The sequence below is a fragment of the Nocardia acididurans genome (genome assembly GCF_016741815.1).
GTDB lineage: Bacteria > Actinomycetota > Actinomycetes > Mycobacteriales > Mycobacteriaceae > Nocardia > Nocardia acididurans.
The window spans coordinates 1-24,193 of sequence record NZ_JAERRJ010000018.1 but is presented as its reverse complement, the minus strand read 5'-3'; the positions used below and the strand labels follow the sequence as shown (position 1 = coordinate 24,193).

The 24,193-nt window shown below is 65.2% G+C and carries 24 protein-coding genes; 19 read left to right on the top strand and 5 right to left on the bottom strand.

Annotated features, from left to right (window positions below; translation table 11 throughout):
- Positions 1 to 424: 424 nt before the first annotated feature.
- Positions 425 to 1,435, bottom strand: coding sequence for a helix-turn-helix domain-containing protein (locus JK358_RS34975; RefSeq protein WP_201956717.1), 1,011 nt, complete (start codon positions 1,433 to 1,435; stop codon positions 425 to 427).
- Positions 1,436 to 1,686: 251 nt separating this feature from the next.
- On the opposite strand from JK358_RS34975, the gene JK358_RS34970 reads away from it, so the two are divergent.
- From JK358_RS34970 to JK358_RS34945, 6 genes are all read left to right on the top strand, one after another.
- Positions 1,687 to 2,268 carry a TetR/AcrR family transcriptional regulator gene (locus JK358_RS34970; protein WP_201956703.1) on the top strand — a complete coding sequence of 194 codons (582 nt, stop codon included), beginning with the start codon at positions 1,687 to 1,689 and terminating at the stop codon, positions 2,266 to 2,268.
- A gap of 154 nt (positions 2,269 to 2,422) precedes the next feature.
- A complete protein-coding gene (locus JK358_RS34965; RefSeq protein ID WP_201956701.1) occupies positions 2,423 to 2,815 on the top strand; it encodes a VOC family protein in 393 nt (130 codons plus the stop codon).
- Positions 2,815 to 3,516, top strand: a complete 702-nt coding sequence (locus JK358_RS34960; protein ID WP_201956688.1) for an NADPH-dependent F420 reductase — start codon at positions 2,815 to 2,817, stop codon at positions 3,514 to 3,516. Before JK358_RS34965 ends, JK358_RS34960 begins: the two co-directional genes overlap by 1 nt.
- A 25-nt stretch (positions 3,517 to 3,541) precedes the next feature.
- On the top strand, positions 3,542 to 3,925 hold the full coding sequence (locus tag JK358_RS34955) for a VOC family protein (protein ID WP_201956685.1): 384 nt from the start codon (positions 3,542 to 3,544) through the stop codon (positions 3,923 to 3,925).
- A gap of 34 nt (positions 3,926 to 3,959) precedes the next feature.
- The gene (locus tag JK358_RS34950) at positions 3,960 to 4,856 is read left to right on the top strand and encodes a VOC family protein (protein ID WP_201956681.1); all 897 of its coding nucleotides are present in this window, start codon (positions 3,960 to 3,962) and stop codon (positions 4,854 to 4,856) included.
- Between the two features lie 51 nt (positions 4,857 to 4,907).
- Positions 4,908 to 5,360, top strand: a complete 453-nt coding sequence (locus JK358_RS34945; protein ID WP_201956678.1) for a VOC family protein — start codon at positions 4,908 to 4,910, stop codon at positions 5,358 to 5,360.
- A 41-nt stretch (positions 5,361 to 5,401) separates the two neighbouring features.
- Here JK358_RS34945 and JK358_RS34940 read toward each other — a convergent pair whose 3' ends face one another.
- Entirely contained in the window at positions 5,402 to 6,418 is a 1,017-nt protein-coding gene (locus JK358_RS34940) for a helix-turn-helix transcriptional regulator (RefSeq protein WP_201956676.1), read from the bottom strand.
- 113 nt (positions 6,419 to 6,531) lie between these two features.
- Between JK358_RS34940 and JK358_RS34935 the strand changes: the two genes are divergently transcribed.
- Complete coding sequence (locus JK358_RS34935) at positions 6,532 to 6,876, top strand: TfoX/Sxy family protein (protein WP_201956673.1); 345 nt, start codon at positions 6,532 to 6,534, stop codon at positions 6,874 to 6,876.
- Positions 6,877 to 6,910: 34 nt separating this feature from the next.
- A complete protein-coding gene (locus JK358_RS34930; RefSeq protein ID WP_201956645.1) occupies positions 6,911 to 7,321 on the top strand; it encodes a VOC family protein in 411 nt (136 codons plus the stop codon).
- A gap of 66 nt (positions 7,322 to 7,387) precedes the next feature.
- Here the strand turns inward: JK358_RS34930 and JK358_RS34925 are convergent, their stop codons facing one another.
- On the bottom strand, positions 7,388 to 8,731 hold the full coding sequence (locus tag JK358_RS34925; protein ID WP_201956629.1) for a lipase family protein: 1,344 nt from the start codon (positions 8,729 to 8,731) through the stop codon (positions 7,388 to 7,390).
- Between the two features lie 1,154 nt (positions 8,732 to 9,885).
- A complete protein-coding gene (locus tag JK358_RS34920; RefSeq protein ID WP_201956626.1) occupies positions 9,886 to 10,908 on the bottom strand; it encodes an AraC family transcriptional regulator in 1,023 nt (340 codons plus the stop codon).
- A gap of 267 nt (positions 10,909 to 11,175) precedes the next feature.
- Here JK358_RS34920 and JK358_RS34915 point away from each other — a divergent pair, with 267 nt between their 5' ends.
- Both JK358_RS34915 and JK358_RS34910 read left to right on the top strand, forming a co-directional pair.
- Positions 11,176 to 12,804: a hypothetical protein gene (locus tag JK358_RS34915; RefSeq protein ID WP_201956615.1), complete on the top strand. Its 1,629-nt coding sequence runs from the start codon at positions 11,176 to 11,178 to the stop codon at positions 12,802 to 12,804.
- Positions 12,801 to 13,757: an SRPBCC family protein gene (locus tag JK358_RS34910; protein WP_201956612.1), complete on the top strand. Its 957-nt coding sequence runs from the start codon at positions 12,801 to 12,803 to the stop codon at positions 13,755 to 13,757. The genes JK358_RS34915 and JK358_RS34910 overlap by 4 nt, the downstream gene beginning before the upstream one ends.
- A 119-nt stretch (positions 13,758 to 13,876) precedes the next feature.
- Here JK358_RS34910 and JK358_RS34905 read toward each other — a convergent pair whose 3' ends face one another.
- Positions 13,877 to 14,887: an AraC family transcriptional regulator gene (locus JK358_RS34905; RefSeq protein WP_201956609.1), complete on the bottom strand. Its 1,011-nt coding sequence runs from the start codon at positions 14,885 to 14,887 to the stop codon at positions 13,877 to 13,879.
- Positions 14,888 to 15,116: 229 nt separating this feature from the next.
- Here JK358_RS34905 and JK358_RS34900 point away from each other — a divergent pair, with 229 nt between their 5' ends.
- From JK358_RS34900 to JK358_RS34860, 9 genes are read left to right on the top strand one after another with little or no spacing between them, the layout of a single operon-like run.
- Entirely contained in the window at positions 15,117 to 15,749 is a 633-nt protein-coding gene (locus JK358_RS34900) for a LapA family protein (RefSeq protein ID WP_232852439.1), read from the top strand.
- Positions 15,750 to 15,772: 23 nt separating this feature from the next.
- Entirely contained in the window at positions 15,773 to 16,669 is an 897-nt protein-coding gene (locus JK358_RS34895; protein WP_201956607.1) for an MlaE family ABC transporter permease, read from the top strand.
- Positions 16,666 to 17,529 carry an ABC transporter permease gene (locus tag JK358_RS34890; RefSeq protein ID WP_372440785.1) on the top strand — a complete coding sequence of 288 codons (864 nt, stop codon included), beginning with the start codon at positions 16,666 to 16,668 and terminating at the stop codon, positions 17,527 to 17,529. Before JK358_RS34895 ends, JK358_RS34890 begins: the two co-directional genes overlap by 4 nt.
- Before the next feature lie 20 nt (positions 17,530 to 17,549).
- Entirely contained in the window at positions 17,550 to 18,578 is a 1,029-nt protein-coding gene (locus JK358_RS34885) for an MlaD family protein (protein WP_201956590.1), read from the top strand.
- Between the two features lie 3 nt (positions 18,579 to 18,581).
- Positions 18,582 to 19,607 carry an MlaD family protein gene (locus tag JK358_RS34880; RefSeq protein WP_232852438.1) on the top strand — a complete coding sequence of 342 codons (1,026 nt, stop codon included), beginning with the start codon at positions 18,582 to 18,584 and terminating at the stop codon, positions 19,605 to 19,607.
- Positions 19,595 to 20,620, top strand: a complete 1,026-nt coding sequence (locus JK358_RS34875) for an MlaD family protein (protein ID WP_232852437.1) — start codon at positions 19,595 to 19,597, stop codon at positions 20,618 to 20,620. Before JK358_RS34880 ends, JK358_RS34875 begins: the two co-directional genes overlap by 13 nt.
- On the top strand, positions 20,620 to 21,717 hold the full coding sequence (locus tag JK358_RS34870; protein ID WP_201956587.1) for an MlaD family protein: 1,098 nt from the start codon (positions 20,620 to 20,622) through the stop codon (positions 21,715 to 21,717). The genes JK358_RS34875 and JK358_RS34870 overlap by 1 nt, the downstream gene beginning before the upstream one ends.
- Positions 21,717 to 22,790: an MlaD family protein gene (locus JK358_RS34865; protein WP_232852436.1), complete on the top strand. Its 1,074-nt coding sequence runs from the start codon at positions 21,717 to 21,719 to the stop codon at positions 22,788 to 22,790. Before JK358_RS34870 ends, JK358_RS34865 begins: the two co-directional genes overlap by 1 nt.
- Positions 22,787 to 23,755 carry an MlaD family protein gene (locus JK358_RS34860; protein WP_201956572.1) on the top strand — a complete coding sequence of 323 codons (969 nt, stop codon included), beginning with the start codon at positions 22,787 to 22,789 and terminating at the stop codon, positions 23,753 to 23,755. Before JK358_RS34865 ends, JK358_RS34860 begins: the two co-directional genes overlap by 4 nt.
- Positions 23,756 to 24,193 lie beyond the last annotated feature (438 nt).

Below are 24,193 nucleotides of genomic sequence, written 5' to 3'. Positions count from 1 at the left end.
CATCCCCGGTGAGGAACAGTGGCACCACCGCGAAAATGCCATGCTCCGGCGCTGCCGCAACGTCATCCCAGCATCACACGGCTAATCCCTTTTCATCATCTCGTAGAACACCCAAGATCATCCGCTGACCGGGCGATCTTGGGGGTTCTGCCTATTCCGACCTGGCATTTCACCGTCCCAACGCGTCCCGCCTGATCCGACTGAAACCCTTCGATTCCCACCGTTCGGGCCGCAAAATGGCACTCAAAATGGCACTACGATTCCCACAACATCCCGATAATCCGGACCGTTGGCTGGCCCAAGAACTACAGGCACGAGCCGACCCGCTGAGATCGCGCGGGTCGCGGTGGAGCTCGCATCTGAGCCGACCACACGCACGGATCGGGTTCGTTGACGGAGTGCTCGAGCCGGCGCCGGGGGATGCTCAGGCCACGGTCGCTTTCTCAGTCGTTTGACGGAAGGCCGTTCGGTAGTTGTGAGGGGTAAGGCCGGTCCAACGGCGAAAGGCCCGAGTGAAGGCGCTGGGTTCCGAAAACCCGAGCCGCGCCGCGAGTTCCGCGATGGTCTCCCGGCCCTGGCTCAGGCCATTCATGGCAGCCGTACGCAGGACTTCGTCGCGTAGTTCGGACACCGTCGTGTGTTCGGCGCGCAGCTTCCGGCGCAGCGTCGCCGAGCTCATGTTCAGGTGTCGGGCGATCGCCTCGACTGTCTTCCATTGGCCGCCGCGCTCGGCGTCGAGCAGGCAGCGGACCTGCTCGCGGAGCGACGCGAGATGCTCGGGTGGAGCCAGGAATCCGGAGGGGGCCGTGCTCAGGAACGTGCCGAGCTCGTGTTCGCTCTGCACGATCGGAGTGCCGAGCAGGCCGCTGTCGATGATCAGCGCCGCGGACTCGCAATCGAAGGCGATGGGCGCCGGAAGGTTTCGCTCGAGTGCCGTGACGTCGTGGGGCTTCGGATAGCAGAGTTCGACCCGGCGTACCGGCAGCGGGCAACCGGTCAACCAGCCGAGAAGCCGGTGGGTGAAGACCACGGAGGCATCAGCGACGAGATGCTCGGCGTCGTCGATCAGCCGGACGTCCGCCGCCCACCGGGTCTCCTGCCGGCCCACGTGCAGCGAGAATCGAGGCAAGCCCGGGAAGACCGTCGCGGCGTCAGCGAAACGCTCCAGGGTGGTACCCAGGTCGGGAGCCGAACTCACGGCCAGGCACAGCACCTGAAATGCGCCGCGCGGCACCGGATGCGACCCGAGGCCGAACATTTCGTCGCCGGTCAGCTGCCACAGCCGGCGGATCAGCAAAGCGGTCAGACGAACACCGGACGCCTCGCTGGACGGCGTTCCGATCGCGCCCGGAATATCCGATAAGTCCCAGCCTTTGCGAGCGGCAAGGGCCACACACGCCTCGGCTCGAGGCAACGGAAACCAGTTGTCTTCCACGACGCCACCTTCTGACACCAGCCGACCCAGAAAGTAGCGCCGAGGCGACCGGATTGGTCGAGAACTCGATGTGTTCGGTCATCGAGACTGTTTCCCCAGGAAAATGGCGTGACCACTTGTCCGCATGCACAAATCAAGTGGGGGCACCGTCGATGCGACGAAATCATCCGAGTATCAGCGCCGACAACCCTCCCGAGTATTTGTACATCCGTACTGTACTGTGCCGTGAGTACTCACCGACAGGAGCCCAGATGGCCGACAAACCTGCGCGGCGGCGGCGCGATCCCGCAGCCCGCGTCGAATCGCTGGCCGCGGCCACCGAGCGGGTCATCGCAGCCAAGGGAATCGAGGGACTCACGCATCGCGCGGTCGCGGCCGAGGCCGGAATGCCGCTCGGTGCAACGACCTACCACTTCGCCACCAAGGACGATCTGATCGCGGCGGCATTGGAACGAGCGGTCGACCGGTTCGCCGACTATCTGGCGAGCTGGCACGCCGCACATCCGGTCCTGACCCCCGCGGAACTCGTCGGGGCTCTCACCGATTCACTGCTGCACAGCTTCGACGATGAACACGACCAGTACGTCCTGGAATCCGAGCTGTACCTCGCTGCTCTGCGCCGCCCAGCGCTACGCCCGCTCGCGGACCGCTACACCAACATCAGCTACGACACCCTGCGGCATTACGTCGATGCGGACACCGCTGCCGCGGCGGCCGCCGCCATGAGCGGGATCAGCCTGCAGGGCGTCGCCCGCAGCACGCCGCTGACCCGCGCGGAGATCGTCTCCATCCTGCGCCGCATCATCACCCCGAATCCGGACCTGCCGAACTAGGCGGAACGAGCCGAACCCCCGCCCCACCAGGCGAATTCTCCACGGCGCACATATTTGTACTTGCGTACTTGTACGAATGTACTGTAAATTGGCAATCGTTCAGCAAACATCACTCGTGAGCTCTCGCCCGGTTCCCAACTAGGAGGTTGAGGAGATGAGCAAGAAGCCGAACAAGTGCTCACTGGTGGACATCACGGTGCCGCACGCGGCCCATGAGCAGGCGCGCCGCTTCTACGCCAAGACCTTCGGCTGGTCGGTCAATATCGACCTGCCCGGCTACCCGGTCTTCGGTACCGGAGACGGCGGCGCGGAGGTGGGCATCATGTGGGAGGGCAATCCCGAATCGCCGACCGATTTCACATCGATCTGGCAGGTCAACAAGCCGGTACCGTTCCTGGACACCGACGATATCGATGCCACCGCCGCCGAGGTGGAAGCCAACGGCGGCAAGGTGATCGCGCCGCCGCGCACCGTCGGCCCGATCCGAGTCGGCGCATTCCAGGACCCGTGGGGCAACGACTGGTTCCTCATCCAGCAGGCAGTCTGATGAAAGTCGCCGTCCTCGGTACCGGCGCGGGGGCCCGTGCCCACATCGCGCGGCTACTCGAACTGGGCCACCGGGTGACGGTCGGGACGCGTGATCCGGTCGCCACCCTGGCCCGATCCGGACCGGATCGCACCGGCGCACCGCCATACCGGGATTGGTTGGTCGGCTATCCACAGGCCACCCCGGTGTCCTTCGAAAAGGCCGCCGCGGCAGCGGATGTCGTCATCAACGGCATCGAAGGAAGCCACGCCGTCGACGCGCTCGTGAACGTCCGAGCAGAGCTGACCGGCACGGTGTTGATCGACTACGCGGTCCCGTTCGTCCACGAGCCCGAGCCGGACCTTCCCTGGCATGTCCCGTGGGGTGTCATGCCGGCGATGGATCCGGCGATCACCGACAGTCTGGGCGAACGGATCCAGCGCGCCCTGCCCGGCACCCGGGTGGTCAAGACCTTCGTCACCCAGCATCAGGATGTGGTGGTCGACCCGAAGTCGATCGGCGACGCCGACCACACCATGTTCCTCGCGGGCGATCACCCCTGCGCCAAAACCGTTGCGGCCGAACTACTCAACGAATACGGCTGGAACGACATTCTCGACCTCGGAGCCCTGGCCAATGCCCGCGCCCTGGAGCTCGAGTGCTACCTGCACATGGCGATCGAATTCGCTCTGGGCCGCCAATTCGGCCTGAAAGTCATCTGATTCACCCTCGATCAAGGAGAACACCATGGAAATGCGCCGCGTCAGCCCGCTGATGATCGTTCCCGATGCCGCCGCCACGCTGGACTGGTACGCCGAGCGTGGCTTCGATGTCGTCCGCGACATCGCCCCCGACGATCTGCATCTGCTGGTCAAGGACGGCGAAGCCTTCGCTCAAGTCATGGGTGCGGGCGAAGCGTACGCGTTCCTTCCCGCCAAGGCCGACACCCTGATCGGCACGATGTCGGGCTGGTTCTATCTCAACCTCGACAATGCGGCCGCCTTCATCGACTCGATCATCGGACGGGTCGAGATCGTCAAGGACGAGAAGTTCGACTTCGGCCGCGTCCTGTATTTCAAGGACCTCAACGGATACGTCATCGGCGTCAACCAGATCCAGCCGCTGAGCTGACCCCGACGCGGGTCCCGGTGCCAGGAGGATTGTCATGAATCGCTCGATATTTCGCTGGTCGGCTCGATCCGCGGCCGTCCTGGCGGCGGCGGTGCTGGCCGCGGCACTCCTCCTGGCACTGCCCACGCGCCGGGATATGCCGTCGAGTCCTGCTGGAACGACTCCGGCGCAGGTGAGTCTGATCGACATCACCTCCGCCGACATCCCCCGCGATCGCGGTTTCTACGAGCACTCCTTCGGCTGGACGCTGAAAGCCGACTACCCCAACTATCCGATCATGGCCGCCGGGGCGGGACCCGATATCGGCATCGCCATGCTCGGCAATCCCGAGGCGGGACCGCTCGAACCGCTGTACCGGATCGGCAAATACATCGTCTTCTTCGGCGTCTGGGATATCCCGGCGACGCTGCGGCGAGCGGAAGCCCTGGGCGGCAAGGTGACACAGCCGCAGACGCCCATCGAGGTCGGCGGCACGTTCGCGATGATCACCGACCCGGTCGGCAATACGATCGGGCTGACCGAACCGGCCGGGACCGCCCCGATGCCGCCGACCGCGTCCACCCCCGAACCCGCGACGCTGGTCGCCATTTCGACTCCTGACGTGCCCGCGACACGCGCGTTCTACGAGCAGCTGTTCGGACTGCGCCTGAAGGAAGAATCGCCGGGCTATCCGATCCTCACCAGCGGCGCCGGACCCGATATCGGCATCGCCCGCGCGGACGACCCGGCGGCCGGACCCGCCGAGAAGCTCTACCGCGTCGGTCAGCCGGTGGTCCTGCTGCAAACCCCCGACATCGCCGCCACGCTGGCGACGATCGGCCGGAACGGCGGCAGCACCTTCCAATCCGAGGTTTCCCTTCCCTCCGGCGGCGCGTACGCCTTCTTCACCGATCCCAGCGGCAACACCCTCGGCCTGCTCGAACGCCACTGATCCACAACGACATTCGAGCCGGAACAATTTCGCGACGACAAGGAGCGAGCCTTGCGCGAGGAATTCCTCACGAACACCTCCGTCGGCATCGCACGCAGACCAGAACGGGAACCTTTCATGGCCATCGAATTCACCTGTGCCACCATCGACTCCGCACACCCGCCGACACTGGCCGCCTTCTACAGCAACCTGCTGGGCTGGCAGATCTACGAAAGCAGCGCCGACTACGCGCTGGTCGGCGACGGCCACACCACCCTGTGTTTCGGCGCGGTCACCGCGCACACCCCGCCCCGCTGGCCGGACGATCCCGACCACCCCAAGCGCGTCCACTTCGACCTCAGCGTCGACGATGTCGCCGCCGCGACCGCCCGCGCGGTCGAGTTGGGAGCGACCGTGCCTGAGTACCAGCCGGGCGCGAATCCCGACTGGCAGGGTCACCAGCCCTGGACCATCGTCCTCGACCCGGAGGGCACCCCCATCTGCCTCAACCCCAGAACGCGGTGAAAGACCTGTCCCGCATGATGTTTCGGCACCGCACTGCCGCATCACCCGAATCGCGCCGGTTGGCCCGGGGGCTGTTCGTCCGATGCAGCGAGCGAGCGCGCGGCCTCGAGCAGGAAGCGGCCGAGCTGTTCGAGATGCGGTGCGAGTTCGGCGGTTCCGGTGACGGTCGCCTCCGGGGCAAGGCCCAGGAGTTGGGCGGCGAGGTCGCGCGGGCTATCCGACGACAGGTCCAGGCGGCTGGTGTGGTCATCGACGGGGTGCACGCGCGCGGGCAGCGCGAAGGCGCGGGCGGCGGCGGTGGCGGCATCGAGGGGAACGGTGACCTCGGCCCGGTAGCGGGCGGGACCGGTGGCCAGGCGGGCGGCGACGTATGCTGCCGGGTCGTCGGCGGGCAGCTCGCGCGAGGGCGCGCGATGGCCGGTGGGCGTGAGGTCGCTGACGCGGTCGGCGCGGTAGACCCGCCAGTCGGCGAGACGGGTGTCATGGCCGAGCAGATACCAGCGGCCGGTGACGAACACCAGAGCATACGGCTCGATGCGCCGCCGGTCGGTCGCACCATCGCGAGTGCGGTAGTCGAAACCGACGATCTCGTGGTCGCGGCAGGCCGCGGCCAACGTTGCCAGCACGGTCGGATCGGCGCGCGGCACCGGATTCCAAGGCAGCGGCCCCATGGGGACGGTCGCGGCGCCGACCGCGGTGACCCGGTGCCGCAGGCGGGCGGGCAGGATCTGCTCCAGTTTCGCCAGCGCACGCAACGCGGTCTCCTCCATCCCGACGACACCACTCGAGGCGGTGTGCAGGGCCACCGCGAGGGCGACCGCTTCGTCGTCGTCGAGCAGCAGCGGCGGCATATCGGTGCCGGAAGCCAGACGATATCCGCCGGCGTGGCCGGTGGTGGCCTCGACGGGATATCCCATCTCGCGGAGTCGTTCGATGTCGCGGCGCACGGTGCGTAGGGTGACTTCAAGGCGTTCGGCCAGCTCGTTCCCGCCCCAGAAACGCCGGGTTTGCAGCAGTGACAGCAGTCGCAGCATGCGTGCAGGCAGGTCGTGGGTCATTTTCACAGCATCCCAGGCTTTGGTGACATCTTCTGTCCTAAAAGGCTTCTACCGTTGATTTCGGCACTTCACGAACGGCACGAACAGTCATCGGCACAGAAAGCGAGGGCGCTATGGCATACGACGAGGTACTCGCCGACCGCATCACCGAACGGCTGGCTCCGCGCGGGGTGACCGCGAAGAAGATGTTCGCGGGCCTGACCTTCCTGTGGCAGGACAACGCGCTGGCCAACCTGTACGACGAGGGGCTCATGGTTCGCGTCGGACCCGACGGAATGGACGACGCGCTCGCCCGCCCGGGAGCACGGCAACTGCTGTTCCGAGGCAAGCCGCAGAACGGCTGGGTGCTGCTGGACGAGGAAACCCTCGACGACCCGGTGCTCGACGACTGGCTGGACTGGGCCTTCGAGGTCACAGCCGAGCTGCCGCCCAAGAAGCTCAAGCCGAAAAAGAAGTGACACCAACCGAATTCACGAAGCAAGGGAGGACATCATGATCACCGGATTGAACACCGCCATCGCCTGGGTCCTGGACCAGGACTCGGCCAAGAAATTCTACACCGACACCCTCGGCCTGGACGCACGTGTCGACGTGCCTTTCGGCGAGGGCGTGCGCTGGGTCACCGTCGGCGCACCGAACCAACCCGACGTACAGGTCACCCTCATGGTTCCCGGCCCGCCGGTCATGGACGCCGAGTCGGCCGAACAGCTGAAATCCCTGATCGCCAAGGGAGTTCTCACCAGCTGCACCTTCACCGTGACCGACTGCCAGGCCGACTACACGGCGCTGGCCGCGCGTGGAGTGACCTTCGTACAGCCGCCGACGCAACGTCCGTGGGGCCTGTCGGCGATCCTGCTCGACGACTCCGGCTGCGGGGTCGAACTGCTGCAACCCGCGTACTGACTGCCGATGCGGCACAGCGGTGGCGGTGCGCAGGTCGCGCGCACCGCCACCGCTCTTGTGACGAGCCTATCGATCCGCTCCGATGGCCTCGCCGAGCAGGGCGCGAACATCGAGTGAAACCAGCTCCAGGATCGCCTGCAAGTTTTGGGGTTCGGTGAGAGTGCTCACCGGATTGGTGGTCGTGCACCCCGGAGTCCCGGGCACACCGTTGAGCCGGTCCTTCAACCAATAGAAGGCTCCGGGAATCGAGGTGACCGCGCCGGAGATGTGCTCGGCCAGCATTTCCCGAACATAGGTCACGCTGGGGGCGTTCTCCCGGCAGTACCCGTCGATGACCTGATCAGTTCCCACATTGGGGAGAATCTCGTCGTATCGGGCATGGTAGAAGTACACCGGCATGGACGGAACTCGCTGTCCCAGTGCGATATCGGCCAGCACCTGCTGGACTTCGGGATACTGCAGCGGGTCACCCCGGAAGTGCGCGAGATAGTCGAAGAACGGCAGAATCACGGTGTTCACCGACTGACAGAACAGCTTTTTCGTGCCGAGGACCATTTTGCCGACCGTATCGAGATTGTCTTCCAGGACCTTTCGCATCTCCGGATACTCGTTCGCCAATCCCTCGATGGCGACGGTCACGAGGCCGGAGTAGACGCCGCCGCTGTTGTGCCGCAAGGCGATCGGCAGGGTTCCGCCCGCTACTCCCCCGGCGGCGACGCCGACAATGTTCAGCTCCGGCGCATAGCCGGCGGCGATCTCGGCGGCGAACGCCGTCGGTACCGTACCGCCGGAGTAACCCCACAGAGCAGCAGGGGTCGAGGATCCGGAAAGCTGTGCGGGAGAGAAATTTTCGACCGCGCGAATCCCGTCGAGGGTGGCCTGGGCATTGAGCCGGGCGGCACCGAACGCAAGATTCGGTCCTTCCCAGTCCGGTATCGACACCGTCCAGCCCTGTCCGACACCGGCCGCCAGCGGAATGAGCGCCTCGATGCTGCCCACGTAATTGGCGGGTATCGCGCCGGACTGGAGCACATACGACGGCGCGCAGTATTGCGGCAGGCTGTCCTCGGCGATCTGATACGACAGCAGTTTCCGCCCGCTCTCTGGTGCCGGCCCTCGCGGCACCAGCACCGTGGTCACCGTCGCCACCGGCTCGCCGTGACTGTCGGTGGTGCGGTACAACAACTGCCAAGCATCGATATTCAGATGCAGGAACCCGAACAGCGCCGGGGAAACGGCACGGCTCCGCAGAATTTGCCCGGGCTCGGCGGCGGCGACCACCCCGGCGGAGGGCTTGTAGAAGTCGTCGAATTCCGGCGGGACCGTCAGAGCGGGTATGGGCTCGATCGGCACCGGCGGTTGTGCGGATGCCGTGGTGAACGGCAGAACCAGCATCGTCGCCGCGACCATGCAGGCACCCAGGCGGTGTTTCCTCATCGAATGTGCTCCCGGTTCGATCTGTGCACTTGTACCAGCGATCACGCTAGGTACTAGCACTTTCGGATTCGATGACCGAACACATCCGATCCCTTGACCGAACCGATCACCCCGGCGTCGGACGAACTTGGCTCAGTGGCCGTATCCAATGCTGCCCGCAAGCCAGATGGGTCGACCACTCAGGTCAAACGCTTCCCAACCATCTGCCAAACCGCACGCAACTTCGGCATGAGCGCACTTCCCGGACGGCAGTAAGCGGAAGACGTGGTCGGCCACAGCCGACCGGCCCGCCATCCGAATCCCTCAACAGCACCAAACTGGCGCTCTGTGACCCATTCAGCAATGCGCGATAGCCCTGACCAGCATAAACAGCCAACCCTTCGTCATCCACCCACCGATGAGGAAGGACTCGACCGACGAGGACCCGTCCAGAACCAGCTCAAAGTGGCACCCAAAGTGGCACTTCACAGCCACAAAACGCCCACCGAGCGGGCGAAATGCCTGGTCCTAGCGCATCACTTTTTCATCATTTCGTAGAACCCCCAAGATCAGCCGCTGACCTGGCTATCTTGGGGGTTCCTCTATTCTGACCTGCGATTTCACAATCCCGACGCTGCCCATCAAGTCCGGCCGAAACCCTTGGTTTCCCACCATTCGGGCCGCAAAATGGCACGCAAAATGGCACTGGAATTCCCACCGCATCCCACCGGTTCCGTCCTCTGGACCATCCACCGATGCACCCGGGACTCCGTCCGACCGTCGCGGCGGCATGTGACCTGCGATCGCTGGGTTATGAGCCAACGGAACACCGTCCGGGGCATGCCGTGACATCCCCATGCGTCCCGTCTGTGCAGGTCAACGAACGATCAATGGTCCAGCGCGTCCGCCTGATCCCATCCTTCCAGCCGGGTTCCGCCCCGTCGTGATGCCAAATCTGATGCCAATCCGTCGCGGCCGGACCAGGCGTTTACGGCTGTAAGCAACTTTGCGCGCCACCGCCGAAACAGGTTTGGTACCTTCTTTGCCGTCGTCTGTCCCCTGCGGCAGGGTTTCCATGGCGATCCGGCGTCGAACATGACCGATAACCCGCCGGGCCACCGCGCTATCGTCAAAAGCCCGCATGGCGCTCACTGGTATGGGACCAAGGGCTCCCGGACGAAACGTCCCGGCGGTACACCCTTCCAGCGGCGGAAAGCGTGTTGGAAGGCGGCGGGCTCAGCATAGCCAAGGCGGAGGCTGGTTTTCTCGACGGTGTAACCGGCCAGCAGCAGTTCTTCGGCCAGGTGCTCGAGTGTCGCGTCGCGCAGCTCGCGGAACGAGACTCCGTCGACGGCGAGCCGGCGCGCCAGACTGCGGACACTCATCTCGAAATGCTGTGCGGTCTCCGCGACGTTCGGCACGCGATCAGGATGCTCGAGGAGGAACTGCCGAATGCGGGTGGCGAGTTCGGGCTGGCGTTGATCCAGTAGCCTGCGCGCCATCTGTTCGTACCAGCGGACGGTGTCCGGGTTCGCCCGCGGCAGCGTTCGATCGAGTAGCCGCGCCTCGATGGCCACCATCGAACTATCGGCGTCATACCGCGGTGTCACTCCCCAAGCGCCGAGAAACCGGTCGGGTCCCGGCGAGGACGGGAAGCCGAACTCAAGCCTCGACACTTCGCCGTCGGGAAGGATCGCACGGTAGAACATCAGCGTCCCGCAGAGGCTGCGCTGGATGCAGAACGCCCGGAGATCGTCGTCGGGGATCCAGTCGGCCTCGATGTGAAACCTGGCCTCCCCCTGGACTTCCTCGAGCCGGAGCTGGCAGAACGAATGCGTCAACCCGGCGTAGCGGATCGCGAAGCGAGTGGCGTCGCGCAGGGTCGCGCAACTCGCCAATCCTTGGGTCCAGGTGCCGGTTGTGGTCAGGGTGTATCGCAGACCGGCGACCATCCCCAGGTTCGGGGCGTCGCAGGCGTCGAGCAGATTGCGAATCACCGCCAGTTCCTGCCGCCCCTCGATCTGGGCGTGGATGTCGTGCACACCATTCTCGGTCAGCCCGGTGCCATGCAGTAGCGCCCGCATCGGGATGCCGTACTCGCGCCCGATATCGACGACGATCGCGGTCGAAACGGTCGAGCGCAACGATCTCAGAAAATCGGGATCGTCCATGCTCAGAGTCCTTTCGCTTGGCTGTCTCAGACTGTAACCCACGAAGGTCTCAGAACGAGAAATACGGCCCTGACCTGGAGATGGCATGAATTATCACTTTGTTGTCGGTTGCTCTCATGGTTCGGCTCGGCCTCACGACTTACTCTTCGGCACAGCGGCGTCGCGACGTGACTTCCGAAGCGTCTGTCGCACAAGGACTATGCGGCTCGGCGACGCGCCGAGCCGCCGCGATGCGCCGTCTGAGGACAATGACGTCAGGAGCTATCGATGCAGACCGCTGATCGGGTGGAGGAGATCGTTCATCGCGACGATCGGGTGGAGATCAGCCGTGTGCGGCTGTATTCTCCTCTGCCCCAGAACGATCCGCCTCACCCCGCGGCCGTGGACTGGATCTCCTATCTGCGTTACCGGTGCGTCGGTGCACCCGAACGCTCCGAGGATCACGATGCGATCCTGCTGATCCAGCCGGGCAACTTCGGTGGTGCGCAATCCCTGGACGGGGTCGCGCGCTGTGTGCTGCTCGAGGCCGCCGCGCGTGGTCGCAGCGTAGAGTTCTGGGCCCTGGCCAGGCGCAGTCAGAGCGCCGACGACCCAACCGGATTCGAGGCCGCGCTCGCCGCTGGTGACCCCGATATCGCCTTCGAGTACTACTTCGGTGGCGCGGAGGTCGATGGGAAGCGGTTCGAGGGGTTCGGTTCGGGGGCGCGTATGGCGTTCCTGGCCGATTTCGGGTGGGCGCGCATCGCGCAGGATCTGCGCGAAGTGTTCCTGCGCGAGATACCGGACCCCGAGGTGCGGCGCGCGAAGGCCTTCCTCGGCGGCCACTCGGGCGGGTCGTCGTTGACCGCGGCGTTCGGCTCCTGGGACTTCGACGGCACACCCGGACATGAAATGTGTCGAGGCTACATCGCCTTGGACACGCCACTGGACTGCGACTTCGGCACGCGGAGCAATACGGCGGTGCGGGCGTTGTCGGCGCCAGCGCGAGCGGCGGGCGGCCTGGCCTACCGGGGCGTCGTGGCCGCCACGCGAAAAGGCAGAAGTCCGCGATCGCACGGGCGATTGCTGGCAATGGCGTCCTATACGTGGCGGCTGCTCGCCCTGTACGCCTACCTCACGCCCGAGGCCGACGGCACACTGATCCAGCGGATCGAGGCCGCGCTCTCCGGAACCGAAGGTGCTCGGCAATTCCGGGCGTTGTCGCGTGTGGTGGGGTCCACGACGTGGCGTCAAGCCCTGACGGGCCGACCCGATCCCGTCGGCCTACAGCTGACGTGCGCGGCCGAAGCAGGAATGTGGATGGGCCGCGGGACCACAGCGCTCCCGGTGATGATCTCCTGCGGGAGTCTCGACGGACCGGTGCGCCCGCGGAACTTCCCGGTGCCGAGCGGACTGTGGCGGGTACCGGCGCTCAAGGGCCTGGTCTGGGCGGTATTCGGCTACGCACCGTTGACCGCGCCCGCGGATCCGGCGCACCGATACGGCTGGAAGAGCGAAGAGTCGGCGGTCGGCGACCTGCACGACGTCGCCCGGGCGATGATCGCCGGGTTCGAGCCCTACCACACGCCCCGCTATCTGATCGATCAGGCGTTCGCGCTGGTCGGCGTGCGCGCCGGTGATCTGGCCGCCATCCGGCACGAACGCGGGATGCGCGCCAAACCGCTGGTGTCGATCTTCGAGGGGCATATGCACAAGGCGCCCGCCATGAAGTTCATGAACCTCGGCGATGCGCATGTGATGGCCGGATACTCCCACATCGACGTGGTGTCGGGCAGCCCACGCGCCGACGGGTCGCCCGACCCGGTGGCCGTGCCGATCGTCGATTTCGTGCTCGGGACCGTCGGAGCCGGCGGCTCCCGCGAAGTATCTGATTTCGTCCGCAGGAAAGTTGGGTGAGCGCCGTGGGCGTGAAATTCCTCGAAGCTGTCAAACCCGATTCGGACTTCTACGAGAACGCTCCGCTGGTGATCGAGGGGCGCGCCTCCTTCGCGGTACAGGTTGCGGAGCTGTGGTCGCTGCTCGACGAGATCGACATGCCGCCGTGGCACACAGAATGGTTGACCGAACCGCCGAAGGGCGACGGATCGCGGCGCATCCTCCGCATGGGCGGGCGACACTTGAACACCGGCTACTTCACGGCGTTCGAGCCATACCGCGAAATGTGGTTCTATCTTGGGGAACTCGCGGTCCCCGGCATTCGGCGACTGGCCGCGGTGATGTGGTTCGAAGATCTCGGCCCGCGCAGCGCGATCCGCTGGCGCGTGGCGATCGAACCGGCTGTGCTCGCCGGGCGCACCACACAGATCCGCTCCCTGCGCGTGGTAGCCGATCCGATCATGTCACTGGGCATGAAGCTGGTGTTCGGCTATGGGCTGCGCTATCAGCGCGCCAAGAAGCGACGGCTCGACGGCGCGCCGCGAGTGAAGGCGGCCGAGACCGAGGTCGTGCTCGACGCGTCGATAGAGCAGGTGTGGGACACCGTCACCAATCTGGGCGGTTGGTACCAGTGGACCGTCCTGCCGTTCCGGGCCCGCGGCAATACTCCGGTCGCGGGAACCCACATGTGGGTCGGAATGCGCAAACGCGGGTGGATACCGGTTCCGTTGGCGCGCTGGCAGATTGTCGATCCGGGTCGCGAACTGGAGTGGGGCGGCGAGGTGCGCGTGCTGGGTGGAGTGCGGCACGGCATGCGATTCGAAACCCTCGACGACGGCCGCGTCCGTCTGCGGCACGCCGAGTGCGTGAGCGGACCGCTGTCGACGCTGATCCCGAATGCCGTCATTCCGGTGTGGCGATTCGGCCTCGAAACCGTCAACTGGGGGTTGAAGCGACACCTTGCCCGGCGGTGACGGCTGGACAGTGACAGCTCGGTGATGCGCGGCACCGGGAATCGGGGGCGGTGCTTCGGCACCGCCCTCGTCTCGTCGCCGCGGTAGTTGTTGTCGGCGCGAGTGCGCTGTGCCGCAGGCTATTTGGTCCGCGCGTACCGGCCCGGCGAGATGCCCTTCCAGCGCCGGAAGGCATGCTGGAAGCTGGCGGGTTCGGCGTAGCCGAGCCGCCGACTGGTTTGCTCGACGCTGTATCCGGCACGAAGCATTTCTTCTGCCAGCTGTTCGCGAGTTTGCTCGAGTAATTCGCGGAAAGTCACGCCCTCGGCCGTCAACCGACGGTTCAGGCTGCGCACACTGATCTCGAAGTGTGCAGCTGTTTCCACGGCCGACGGAATATGGTTGGGATTGTCCAGCAGAAATTCTCTGGTCCGGCCGGCGAATCCCGTCCCGGGTCGTCGCTGACCCAACAAGTTCCGTGCCTGCTGTTCGTACCAGCGCGCAGTGGAGGCATTCGCGCGGGCCAGCGGCATGTCCATGAGCGTTCGATCCAGGCCGGCGAAGGATTCGGCGGCGTCGAAAACTGGTTCTACGCCGGAAATCTCGGCATAGCGTGCTCTGCCCGGCGGGCGCGGATAATTCAGTGCGAGCCGGGTCACCGGTACTTCGGGAACTACCGCGCGATACATCATCAGGCCCGCGCACAGGCTGCGTTCGATACTGAAGATCCGCACGTCCTCGGGCAGGCCATCGGCCTCGACATGGAACTCGACATCGTCGACGGCGTCACGCAGGCTCATTCGGCAGAACGAATGGGTCAGCTCGGAATATCGAATCCCGAGCTGTATCGCCTGACGCAGGGTCGAACAGTACTCGAACGCTTGGGCCCACGCCCCGGTCGAGACGATCGTGTATCGCAGTCCGGCTTCGAGTCCCAGCCCGGAAGACTCGGAGGACTCGAGAAGATTGCGGATAACCGCCATTTCCTGCCAGGTCTGTATTTCGGCCGTCGAATCCCGGAGCTGCGCCTCGCTCAGTTCGCTACCCCGGAGCAATCGCCGCACCGATATCCCGTGGTCGACGCCCACGTCGACCACGATCGCGGCACCGCCGGCCGACCGGAGTCGATTGTCGGGAGCGTGCTTGTCCATAACGCTGTTTCCTCAAATGATCGACACGACCTGTGGCAGAAAATATCACTTCTTGGGCATGTTCGCGCATAGTTTGCCCACAGTTACCGGAGATATGTTCTAAGTCACCGAATTCCGGTCTCGCAGAGTAGATCTCGAACCCGGACTGCGCGCACGACCAGGCGTCAGAACCCGCGAAACACGGCCGCGCCGCAGCATCTTTCATCACCGCAGCCCGGAGGGGAACCAGATGACAACCACCGAGAAGGAGCCGATATCGGCACCCGACCGCGACACGGACGAGAGCGCGGACGGCGCAACCCCGGCCTCCGCGCTATGGGATCGACGCGATTCGCCGGCACGCGTGGTGCCGGTTCGGCTCTCTACCCTGCTCGCCGGGGCTGTGGTGACGGCGCTGCTGATCGGGTGCGCGGTACTGGGTGGGTTGTGGTGGTCCGCGCGGGCCGATCTGCACGCCGCGGCGGTCGTCGCGGATAACGCGGCGCGCGCCGAGCGCACCGCCACCGAGTACGCCGTGGGGGCGGCCACCGTCGACTACCAGCACATGGACGAGTGGATCGTGCGGCTCAAGGCCAACACCACCTCGGTGCTGGCGAACAAGTTCGATGCCACCGGACCGAAGCTCGGTGAGATCCTGGCGCCCCTGCAGTGGACGTCGACGGCTACGCCGGTGGCCGCGAAGGTGATGTCGGACAAGAACGGCGTGTACGTGGTCGATGTGTTCCTCAACGTGACCTCGAGCAGTTCGCAGAGCCCAGCCGGAACTCAGACGACCGTCACCTACAGCATCACCCTGGATCGCGGCGCCGGATGGATGATCTCCGACGTCGGCGGCATGACTGCGGCTCTGCCGTCGAAATGATCAGGGGCAGAACAGTTTCCGCGATGAAAAGCGCTCCGAAGCAATTCTTGCCCGGCGCTGGGCAACTCACCGATCCCACTGGGCCGCGCTCGTCCCGAGGTCACGACGGCCTCATCGGAATCCTCCGGCGCAATGCCAGCGACACGGTGTGGTCGAGTCTCGAGACACTGGGCCGGGTGGTGGCGCTCGGGGTGGAGTCGACCGTCGGCGCGGTGACCGATCTGGTGACGCGACGGTTCCAGTGGACCGAAACCTTGCGTCAGACTTGGTATTTGATCACTGTCACCGCGCTCCCGGCGGTCTTGATGGCCATTCCCTTCGGCGTCGTCGTGTCAGTGCAGGTCGGCAACCTGGTTCACCAGGTCGGCGCGGACTCGATGCTGGGCGCGGCGGGCGGGCTGGGAATCATCCAGCAGGGAGCACCGATGGCCACCGGACTGCTGCTCGGCGGCGCCGGCGCCGCCACCATCGCCGCGGACCTGGGCGCTCGCTCGATCCGCGAGGAGATCGACGCCCTGAAAACAATGGGGATCAATCCGGTCCACCGGCTGGTCATCCCGCGAATGGTCGCCATGCTGTTCGTCGCTCCCCTGCTGAATGTCTTGATCGTCTTCGTCGGCGTGCTGTCGGGATACGCGGTCGCGACCGGTATCCAGGGTGTGACTCCGGGCAGCTACTGGGCGACCTTCGGCGCGTTCGCCTCCCTGATCGATGTGGCCATCTCGTTCGCCAAGGCATCGATATTCGGTCTGCTGGTCGTCCTGATCGGCTGTCAGCGGGGTCTGGAAGCCAAGGGCGGCCCGCGTGGAGTCGCCGACGGGGTCAACGCGTCGGTGGTGCTGTCGGTGGTGTCGATCGCGGTGGTCAATGTCGCGATGACGCAGCTGGTGGCCATGTTCTATCCGATCCAGGTGGCGTGATGGCTGCACCGTATCTGCCGTTCGGGCTGGGCCGAATGGTTCGTCTGCCCCAAAAGATGACGCCCGGCAAGGCAATCGAAACGGGCGGCTTCGTCTTCCTCTTCGTCTGGGAGGCGCTCGCGGCCATCCCATCGACGCTGCGTCGCTATCGCCCGCAGACCATGCGCATGATCACCGACCTGACCTGGGGACGCGGCTCGGTGATCGTCGGCGGCGGCACAGTGCCGGTGCTGGTCATCATGGGTATCGCCATCGGGGCCGGTGTCGGCATCCAGGGCTACACCGCGTTGAACATGGTCGGATTGGGGCCGCTGACCGGCGTCATCTCCGCCTTCGCCAATACCCGCGAGCTCGCACCGATCGTCGCCGCGGTCGGATTCGCCGGGCAGGCCGGCTGCCGGATGACCGCCGAGATCGGATCCATGCGCATCTCCGAGGAGATCGACGCACTGGAATCGCTCGGTCTGCGGTCGATCCCGTTCGTAGTGACCACCCGGATCATCGCGGGCGCGATCACCGTGGTGCCAACCTTCCTCGTGACTCTGCTACTGAGCTACCTGTCGTGTTCGGCGATGGTGCTGGTGGTGCACGGCCAGTCGGTCGGGGTGTACAACCACTACTTCTTTCAATTCGTCAATCTCCACGACATCGTCGCGGCGACTGTGAAGATCCTCGTCTTCAGTGTCGTCATCATCCTGATCCACTGCTATTACGGGTTTTTCGCCACCGGCGGTCCCGAGGGCGTCGGGGTGGCCAGCGGTCACGCCGTGCGCGCAAGCTTCATCGCGATCATCACCCTCGACATGGCGCTGACGGTGCTGCTGTGGGGTCTCAACTCGTCCATCACGTTCACGGGATAAGCACATTGCCTGCCTATGGAATGCCTGGGGTCGGCGCGACCCCGCGGCGCGCGCTCCTCGCCGGTGCCCTGGTGGTGATCACCGTCCTCGCGATCACGATCACCGCCTGGTGCGTCACCACGCGACCGGACCCCGGTGCGACGCGAATTCAACTGCGTATCAGCCGAAGTGCCGACGGCATCATTACCGGTGCCGGAGTGCGGCTGCACGGCGTACGGGTCGGTGAGGTCACCGAGGTCGAAAGCCGGCCCGAGGGTGATCAGGTCCTCACCTTGGCGCTCGAGAACGCCCAGATCGCCGGCCTGACAGATCGTTTCGACGTCGAGTACGCGCCGTCGAACCTGTTCGGGCTCAGCGAGGTGATCCTGCGCCCCGACAGCGGCGGAGCGGCCCTGCGCAACGGCGCGGTCATCGACCTGGCCGAGAGTCAGATCGCCGATGTCACCATGGGAACACTGATGCAATCATTGTCGGAGACCACGACCAGCATCCTCACCCCGCAGATGACCGAGGTGCTCAGCCAAGCCGGAACCCAGCTGCGTTCCTTCGCGCCGCTGTTGCAGACCGTATTGGAGTTGGGCCGCACCGTCGCCGACACTCAGCGGTACTCGACCTCGTTCCTCATCGGCCAATACGGGTCCTTCGCCACCGGGATCGCCCAATTCGGCAATGGCTTCGTCAAACTCGTCGACGCCGTGTACGCGACGGACCTGCTGCGCAATAACCTCGATCAGTTCAATGTGGCCGTCACCCTGGTGGTCGACCAACTGCTGCCGATGGTCAGCCAACTCGGCGAATCCGTGCACCGGCACTTCGGCGACTACGCCGGTTCCACGGCGGTGCTGCTGGCGCGGCTGGCCGAGACCGTGCCCGATCCCGACCGTGCCCACGCCGATCTGTCGGAATTGCTGAAGCGACTCGACCAATCCTTCGCCACCACGCCGGACGGCGTGCGCGTTCAGCTCGAGGTCGCGTTGCGGGCCATGCCGGGGATCGCGGTACCGCTGCTCGGCGGTGGACTCACCGACATCACTACACCGGGAAGGTGACCGATGATCATCAACCGATTGTCCAATCGTGCGCTGGTGGTCCGCGTGGTCGCGTTCACCGCCGTGATCGTGGGCCTGCTGTCGGCCATCGTGCTGGTGATCCAGCGGCCGATCTCCGGTGCCACCAGCACATTCGAAGCGATGTTCACCGACGCGAGCGGGTTGCGCACCAATGCCGACGTCCGCATGTTCGGTGTCGCGGTCGGCAAGGTGACCGCCATCGACCTCGACGGCACGCGCGCTCGCGTGCGATTCACCGTGGTCCGGGATCGCCCGGTCTACCAGACCAGCACGCTGGCGATCAGATACCAGAACCTGGCCGGACAGCGCTACATAGACGTCAAACAACCCGATACGGCGGGACCGCGACGGGACTCCGGAAGCCTCTTCGACACCGACCACACCACCGGATCCTTCGACATCACCGCCTTGTTCAACGGCATGGCGCCGGTGCTGAAGGAATTCTCCCCGGACGCGCTGAACCAGTTCACCCGCAATGCGATCGCGGTGATCGAAGGTGACGGTTCCGCGGTCAGCCCGACCCTCGAGGCGATCGGCACGCTGTCGCAATACGCCAGCGATCGCCAGGCATTGATCTCGGTGCTACTGCGGAACTTCGAACAGGTCTCCCAGCAGATCGGTGGCAAGTCCCCCGAGGCGGCGACCCTGATCAAGGGGATCTCCGACATCTTCGTCAATCTCCAGAAGCAGTTCGACGGACTGATGGATTTCGTGGGTGTCGCGCCGCCGATCCTGGGCGCGCTCAACAATCTGCTGGCCGCGATCGGGCTGACCCACCCTGACAATCCGGATCTGCAAGCCGATCTGCGCCTGGCTTTCCCCGATCCCGACGCCGCGATCGATCTGCTCAACAAGATTCCCGGGTTGGTCCAGTCGTTGATCGCGGTGATCCCGTCGGGCCCGGCCGCCGGCCAGATCGACATGACCTGCCGCAACGGCGTCGCCGAGGTCCCCACTGCGCTGGCGGTTCTCATTGCAGGGCAAAGGATTTCGGTATGCAACGGCTAACAGGCATGGCCCGCAGGCTGTGGGGACTGCGATACGGGACCGACACCAGCGCACGCTCGCAGCGGCTACTGGGCGTCGCGGGACTGGCCGCCGCCGTCTTGATGATCGTGGCCAGCGCGGTGATGTACTTCGTACCGCTGGGCAAGCACACCTATTCGGCGGTTTTGAACGAAGCCGACTCGGTGCGGCCCGGCGACGATGTGCGCATCGCGGGCATCTCGGTCGGCTCGGTGCAGAGCGTCGAACTCACCGACGACGCGGTGCTCATGCGCTTCACCGTGAAAACCAGTGTCGCCCTGGGTGATACGACCACCCTCGACATTCGGATGCTGACCCCGATCGGCGGGCACTACATCGCCGTGTCACCCTCGGGCGACGCCCCGCTCGGGTCGAAAACCATTCCAGCGGAACGAATTCGGTTGCCTTACAGCCTGGCTCAGACGTTCCAGGATGCTCAGCGGGTCGTGTCCGGGATCGACGGAAACACCTTGCGGAGCAGCGTCGCCGACCTCACCGCAGCCCTGCAGAACAGCCCCGGCTCGATCGACTCCGTAGTCAACGGGATGTCGACGATCGTCGGGATCATCAACACCCAGAACCAGGATCTGCGCAATGCGCTGGCGGTGGCCGAGGAGTACCTCAGCATGCTCAGTGAATCCCGCAAGATCGTCGGCGCGATGCTGACCAAGCTCGGGCAGATGGAGTCCCAGGTGCTCAACCGTCGCGGGGAAGTGCTGACCGCGTTGCAGGTCACCACCGAACTGGTCTCCCGCATCGCCGCGCTGGAACCGGCGTGGACCCAACAGCTCGAACCGCTCACCGACCGGCTGCTGGCCGCCAAACCCGATCTCGACCAGCTCGGGCAGAAGCTGGGCGTGGTGGCCGATGACCTCGCCCAGGCCGGGCAGCGCCTGCAATCGATGATCACGCCCGAGGGCATCGGCATCGACCAGTCGGGTACCACGGTGACCCCGCGGCCGGTGTGCGTGCCGACCCCGGGGAGGGGATGCTGATGCTGGCCAGACTTTTCGGCTCGCGCGGTTTCCTGTCCGCGATGGGCGCGGTGCTGGCGGCGGTACTCGCCGGCGTCGCCGCGCTGGTGCTGTTGCAACCTTTGAAGAAGCAGATCGCCTACTGCGCGATCATGCCCGACGCGATCGGCCTCTACACCGGCAACGAAGTGAGCTTGCGCGGGATCCGGGTCGGCACGGTCACCGGCATCCGTCCCGAAGGCACCGGTGTGCGTGTCGATTTCAGGATCGACGCCGCGCACCCGCTGCGCGGGAAGACGACGGCGGCCACCGTGTCGGACACCCTCGTCGCCGACCGTCGTCTCGCCGTCAACACCACGAAAGGCGATGACTGGGATCCCGGCACCTGCATCACGCAGACCGCCACGCCCAAAAGCATTTCCGCGACCCTCGACGCGGTGACCACGCTCGCCAAACAGCTCAACGGCGATGGTGACCCCGCCGGGCAGCAGACCCTCGCCGCGGCGATCACCGCGTTCGACGCCGCTACCACCGGCACCGGACCCAAACTGCACGACATCATCACTCAACTGGCGGCGGCTTTGCAGTCACCGGATGAATCGATCGCCCATATCGGATCGCTGATCGACACGTTGTCGTCGCTGTCACAGAGCGTCGCCGACGGCTGGGGCGACCTGCACGAGATGCTCGCCGGCCTCGCGAGCGTCATCGAGCTGACCAATCAGGTGTGGAACCAGGTCGTGGAGCTGATCGATTCCGTGGTCGTCATCCTGCCGTGGCTCAATGACATCAGCACCAAGTACGCGGGCACGATCCTCGAACTGCTCGACCGCGCCGTGCCGACCTTGGAGCTCATTGCCTCCGATGTCGGCTCCTTGCAGCGGCTGATCGGCATGACACCCGCGGTGGTCAGCGCGTTTCGGACCGTCCCCGACCCTCAGACCGGAGCAACCATGATCTCCTACGCCGCGCCGAAGGTCGCGCTGGCACAGCCTGCCGCCGACCAGATCTGCGCCGCGGTCGCCGTCCTCGACCCGGGCAAATGCGTCGCGGCCGACAACGGCATGAGCGGCCTCGATCTCACCGATCTGGTGCTGAGTTTGATGGGAGGCCGATGATGGTGCGGCCGAGCATGATTCGGCGGGTGCTGGCCGCGGCGGCGCTGAGCACCGCGTTGCTGACGACGCTCGGTTGCGGCGTGGACCCGGCCGCGCTGACGGTGCCCGGCACCGGTGTGCGGGGTGAGACGTACACCGTCCACATTCAGTTCGGCAACGCCCTGAATCTGCCGTCGCGGGCGCGGGTGATGGCCAACGGCGCGCAGATCGGGTTGTTGCGGCACGTTCGTGTCATCGATCCCTCGGACACGGCGCCCGGTTCGGTGATAGCCGACGTCGAGATCCAGACCTCGACCCGATTGCCGATCACGACCACCGCGCAATTGCGGCAGGACACACTGCTCGGGGACCTCTTCATCGGATTGGACATCCCCACCGCGGCCACCGGGCCCACATTCGACGAGGGCGCCACGATCCCGCAGAGTCAGACCAAACCGGCACTCCAAGTCGAGGACCTGCTCTCCGGGGTGGCAACCTTCGTCTCCGGTGGTTCGCTGCAATCCGCGCAGGATTTCGTCGACCAGGTCAATGCGGCGTTGCCCTCGGACCCGGGCGAAATCGCCCGCATCGCCGCCATTCTGAAGAACGACCTCGTCGATGCCGCCCAGCACACCGACAGCATCGATGTCTTTCTCCAGTCGATCGACGTCAACGCGCGGTTGCTGCTGGACAACAAGCAACAGCTCGGGGAGATCCTCACCCCGCAGGGGGTTGTCGACCTCACCAACATCACCCAGTCATTGATCCACGTGATCGGCATCGTCGGCTCGCTCGGCGGTATCGCCCACGCCTGGACGTGGCTCACACCACTGGCCGAGAGCGGCAATGCCACAGCCCGCGCGTTCGTCCCGATGCTGTTCAACTCGGCTCGGCCATTGGATCTGACCGCACCGTCGAATCTCAACCAGCTCACCGCCTTTCTGCGCGACAAGCTCATTCCGTGGGCGCAGCGGCCCACCGTCGACATTCGTGGCGTACACGTACACACCGAAGCCTCGGCCACGCCGGTGTCCACGCCCGATCAGGTCGATCGGATCGTGGCGACCTTGAGAATGATCGGAATGGTCCGATGAGACGACCCAAACTGTCCTCGATACTGTCGCTGGGCTCGATCGCGGTGATCACGGTCCTCGCGGTCGCCTACCTCCTGACCGGCATCGCCCGCGTCGACTGGTTCACCCGCCACACCGGCGCGGTCATGCTGATCCCCGATTCGGCCAATCTGGTGCCGCGCTCGCCGGTGCTGCTGTCGGGAGTGCGTGTCGGACAGATCGACTCGGTGCGTAACACCGTCAACGGGGTCGAAGTCCACTTCCTGCTCGACCCTGGGGCGCGAATACCGGCCGACAGTTCGGTGGTCATCGAAAGCCTGTCGGCGTTGAGCGAGCCCTACATCAACTTCCGTCCCACCACCGGGAACGGCCCCTATCTGAGCGACGGCGAAATGATCCGCACTACGAGCATCCGCACACCGCTGCCGTTGCCTCAGCTCGCGGGCAACCTCACCGACCTGGTGCGCCAACTCGATCCGAACACCCTGAAATCATTGGTGCAGACCATGACTCAGGCCCTGGGCGGCACTGCAGCGCTCGTCCCCACGCTGGCGCGGGCCTCGGATCTCCTCGCGGCCACTCTGCTCGCACGCATGCCGCAGATCCGCCAACTGCTGATCAATGCCCAGGTCCCCGGTGCGCAGGTCGCCGAGGCCGGGGCCCAAATGTCGGAGGCGGGACCGCAATTCGCCGAGTTCGGCGTCAAGGTGAACCAGGTGGTCGACGCACTGCAACACCTGATCAACGCCAGACCCGTACCCCAGGCCTACACCGACGACAATGGATTGCTGTCACTGTTGCCCAAGGTCATCGATCGAGTCGAACGCATCGGTCCCGACCTACAAAAGCTCTACCCCGTCGTCGGCCCCTTGATCGACAGCGCTGCGGCCTCCACCACGGGCATCGACCTGTCGGCGCTGATCGAACAGGCCCTGGCCGGCGTATCCCCGAACGGCGCTCTGCAACTACAGATCACTCCGCGATAGCCCACTACGCTACCCATCCAATCGTGGCGGCTCCAGCGAGGTCGTGCGATCAGGGCTGGCAACCTAACGATCGCAGTCCCATGCATCCCGCTGTGTCCCATCGAAAGCGCCTGGTAGCCATACATTTCAAGAGGTTTCAGCCGCTGACCGACATGACCGTTTCGGCGTGATGCCAACGCCGCTGTCAGAAACCTCGACAAAAGTGGGGGGCGGTCCTGAAACCCACTGGTCAGGACCGCCCTCGTGAGTAGCGGGGACAGGATTTGAACCTGCGACCTCTGGGTTATGAGCCAACGGGACGCGGTTTCACCTGTGCAACCCCGAACCGCTGCGTCCCATGCGTGCAGGTCAGCGGGATATCAATCGTTCACCGTGTCCGCTTGGTCCCCCGCAGTCCTACGGTTCCTGCCCTGTCGTGATGCCAAATCTGATGCCAAA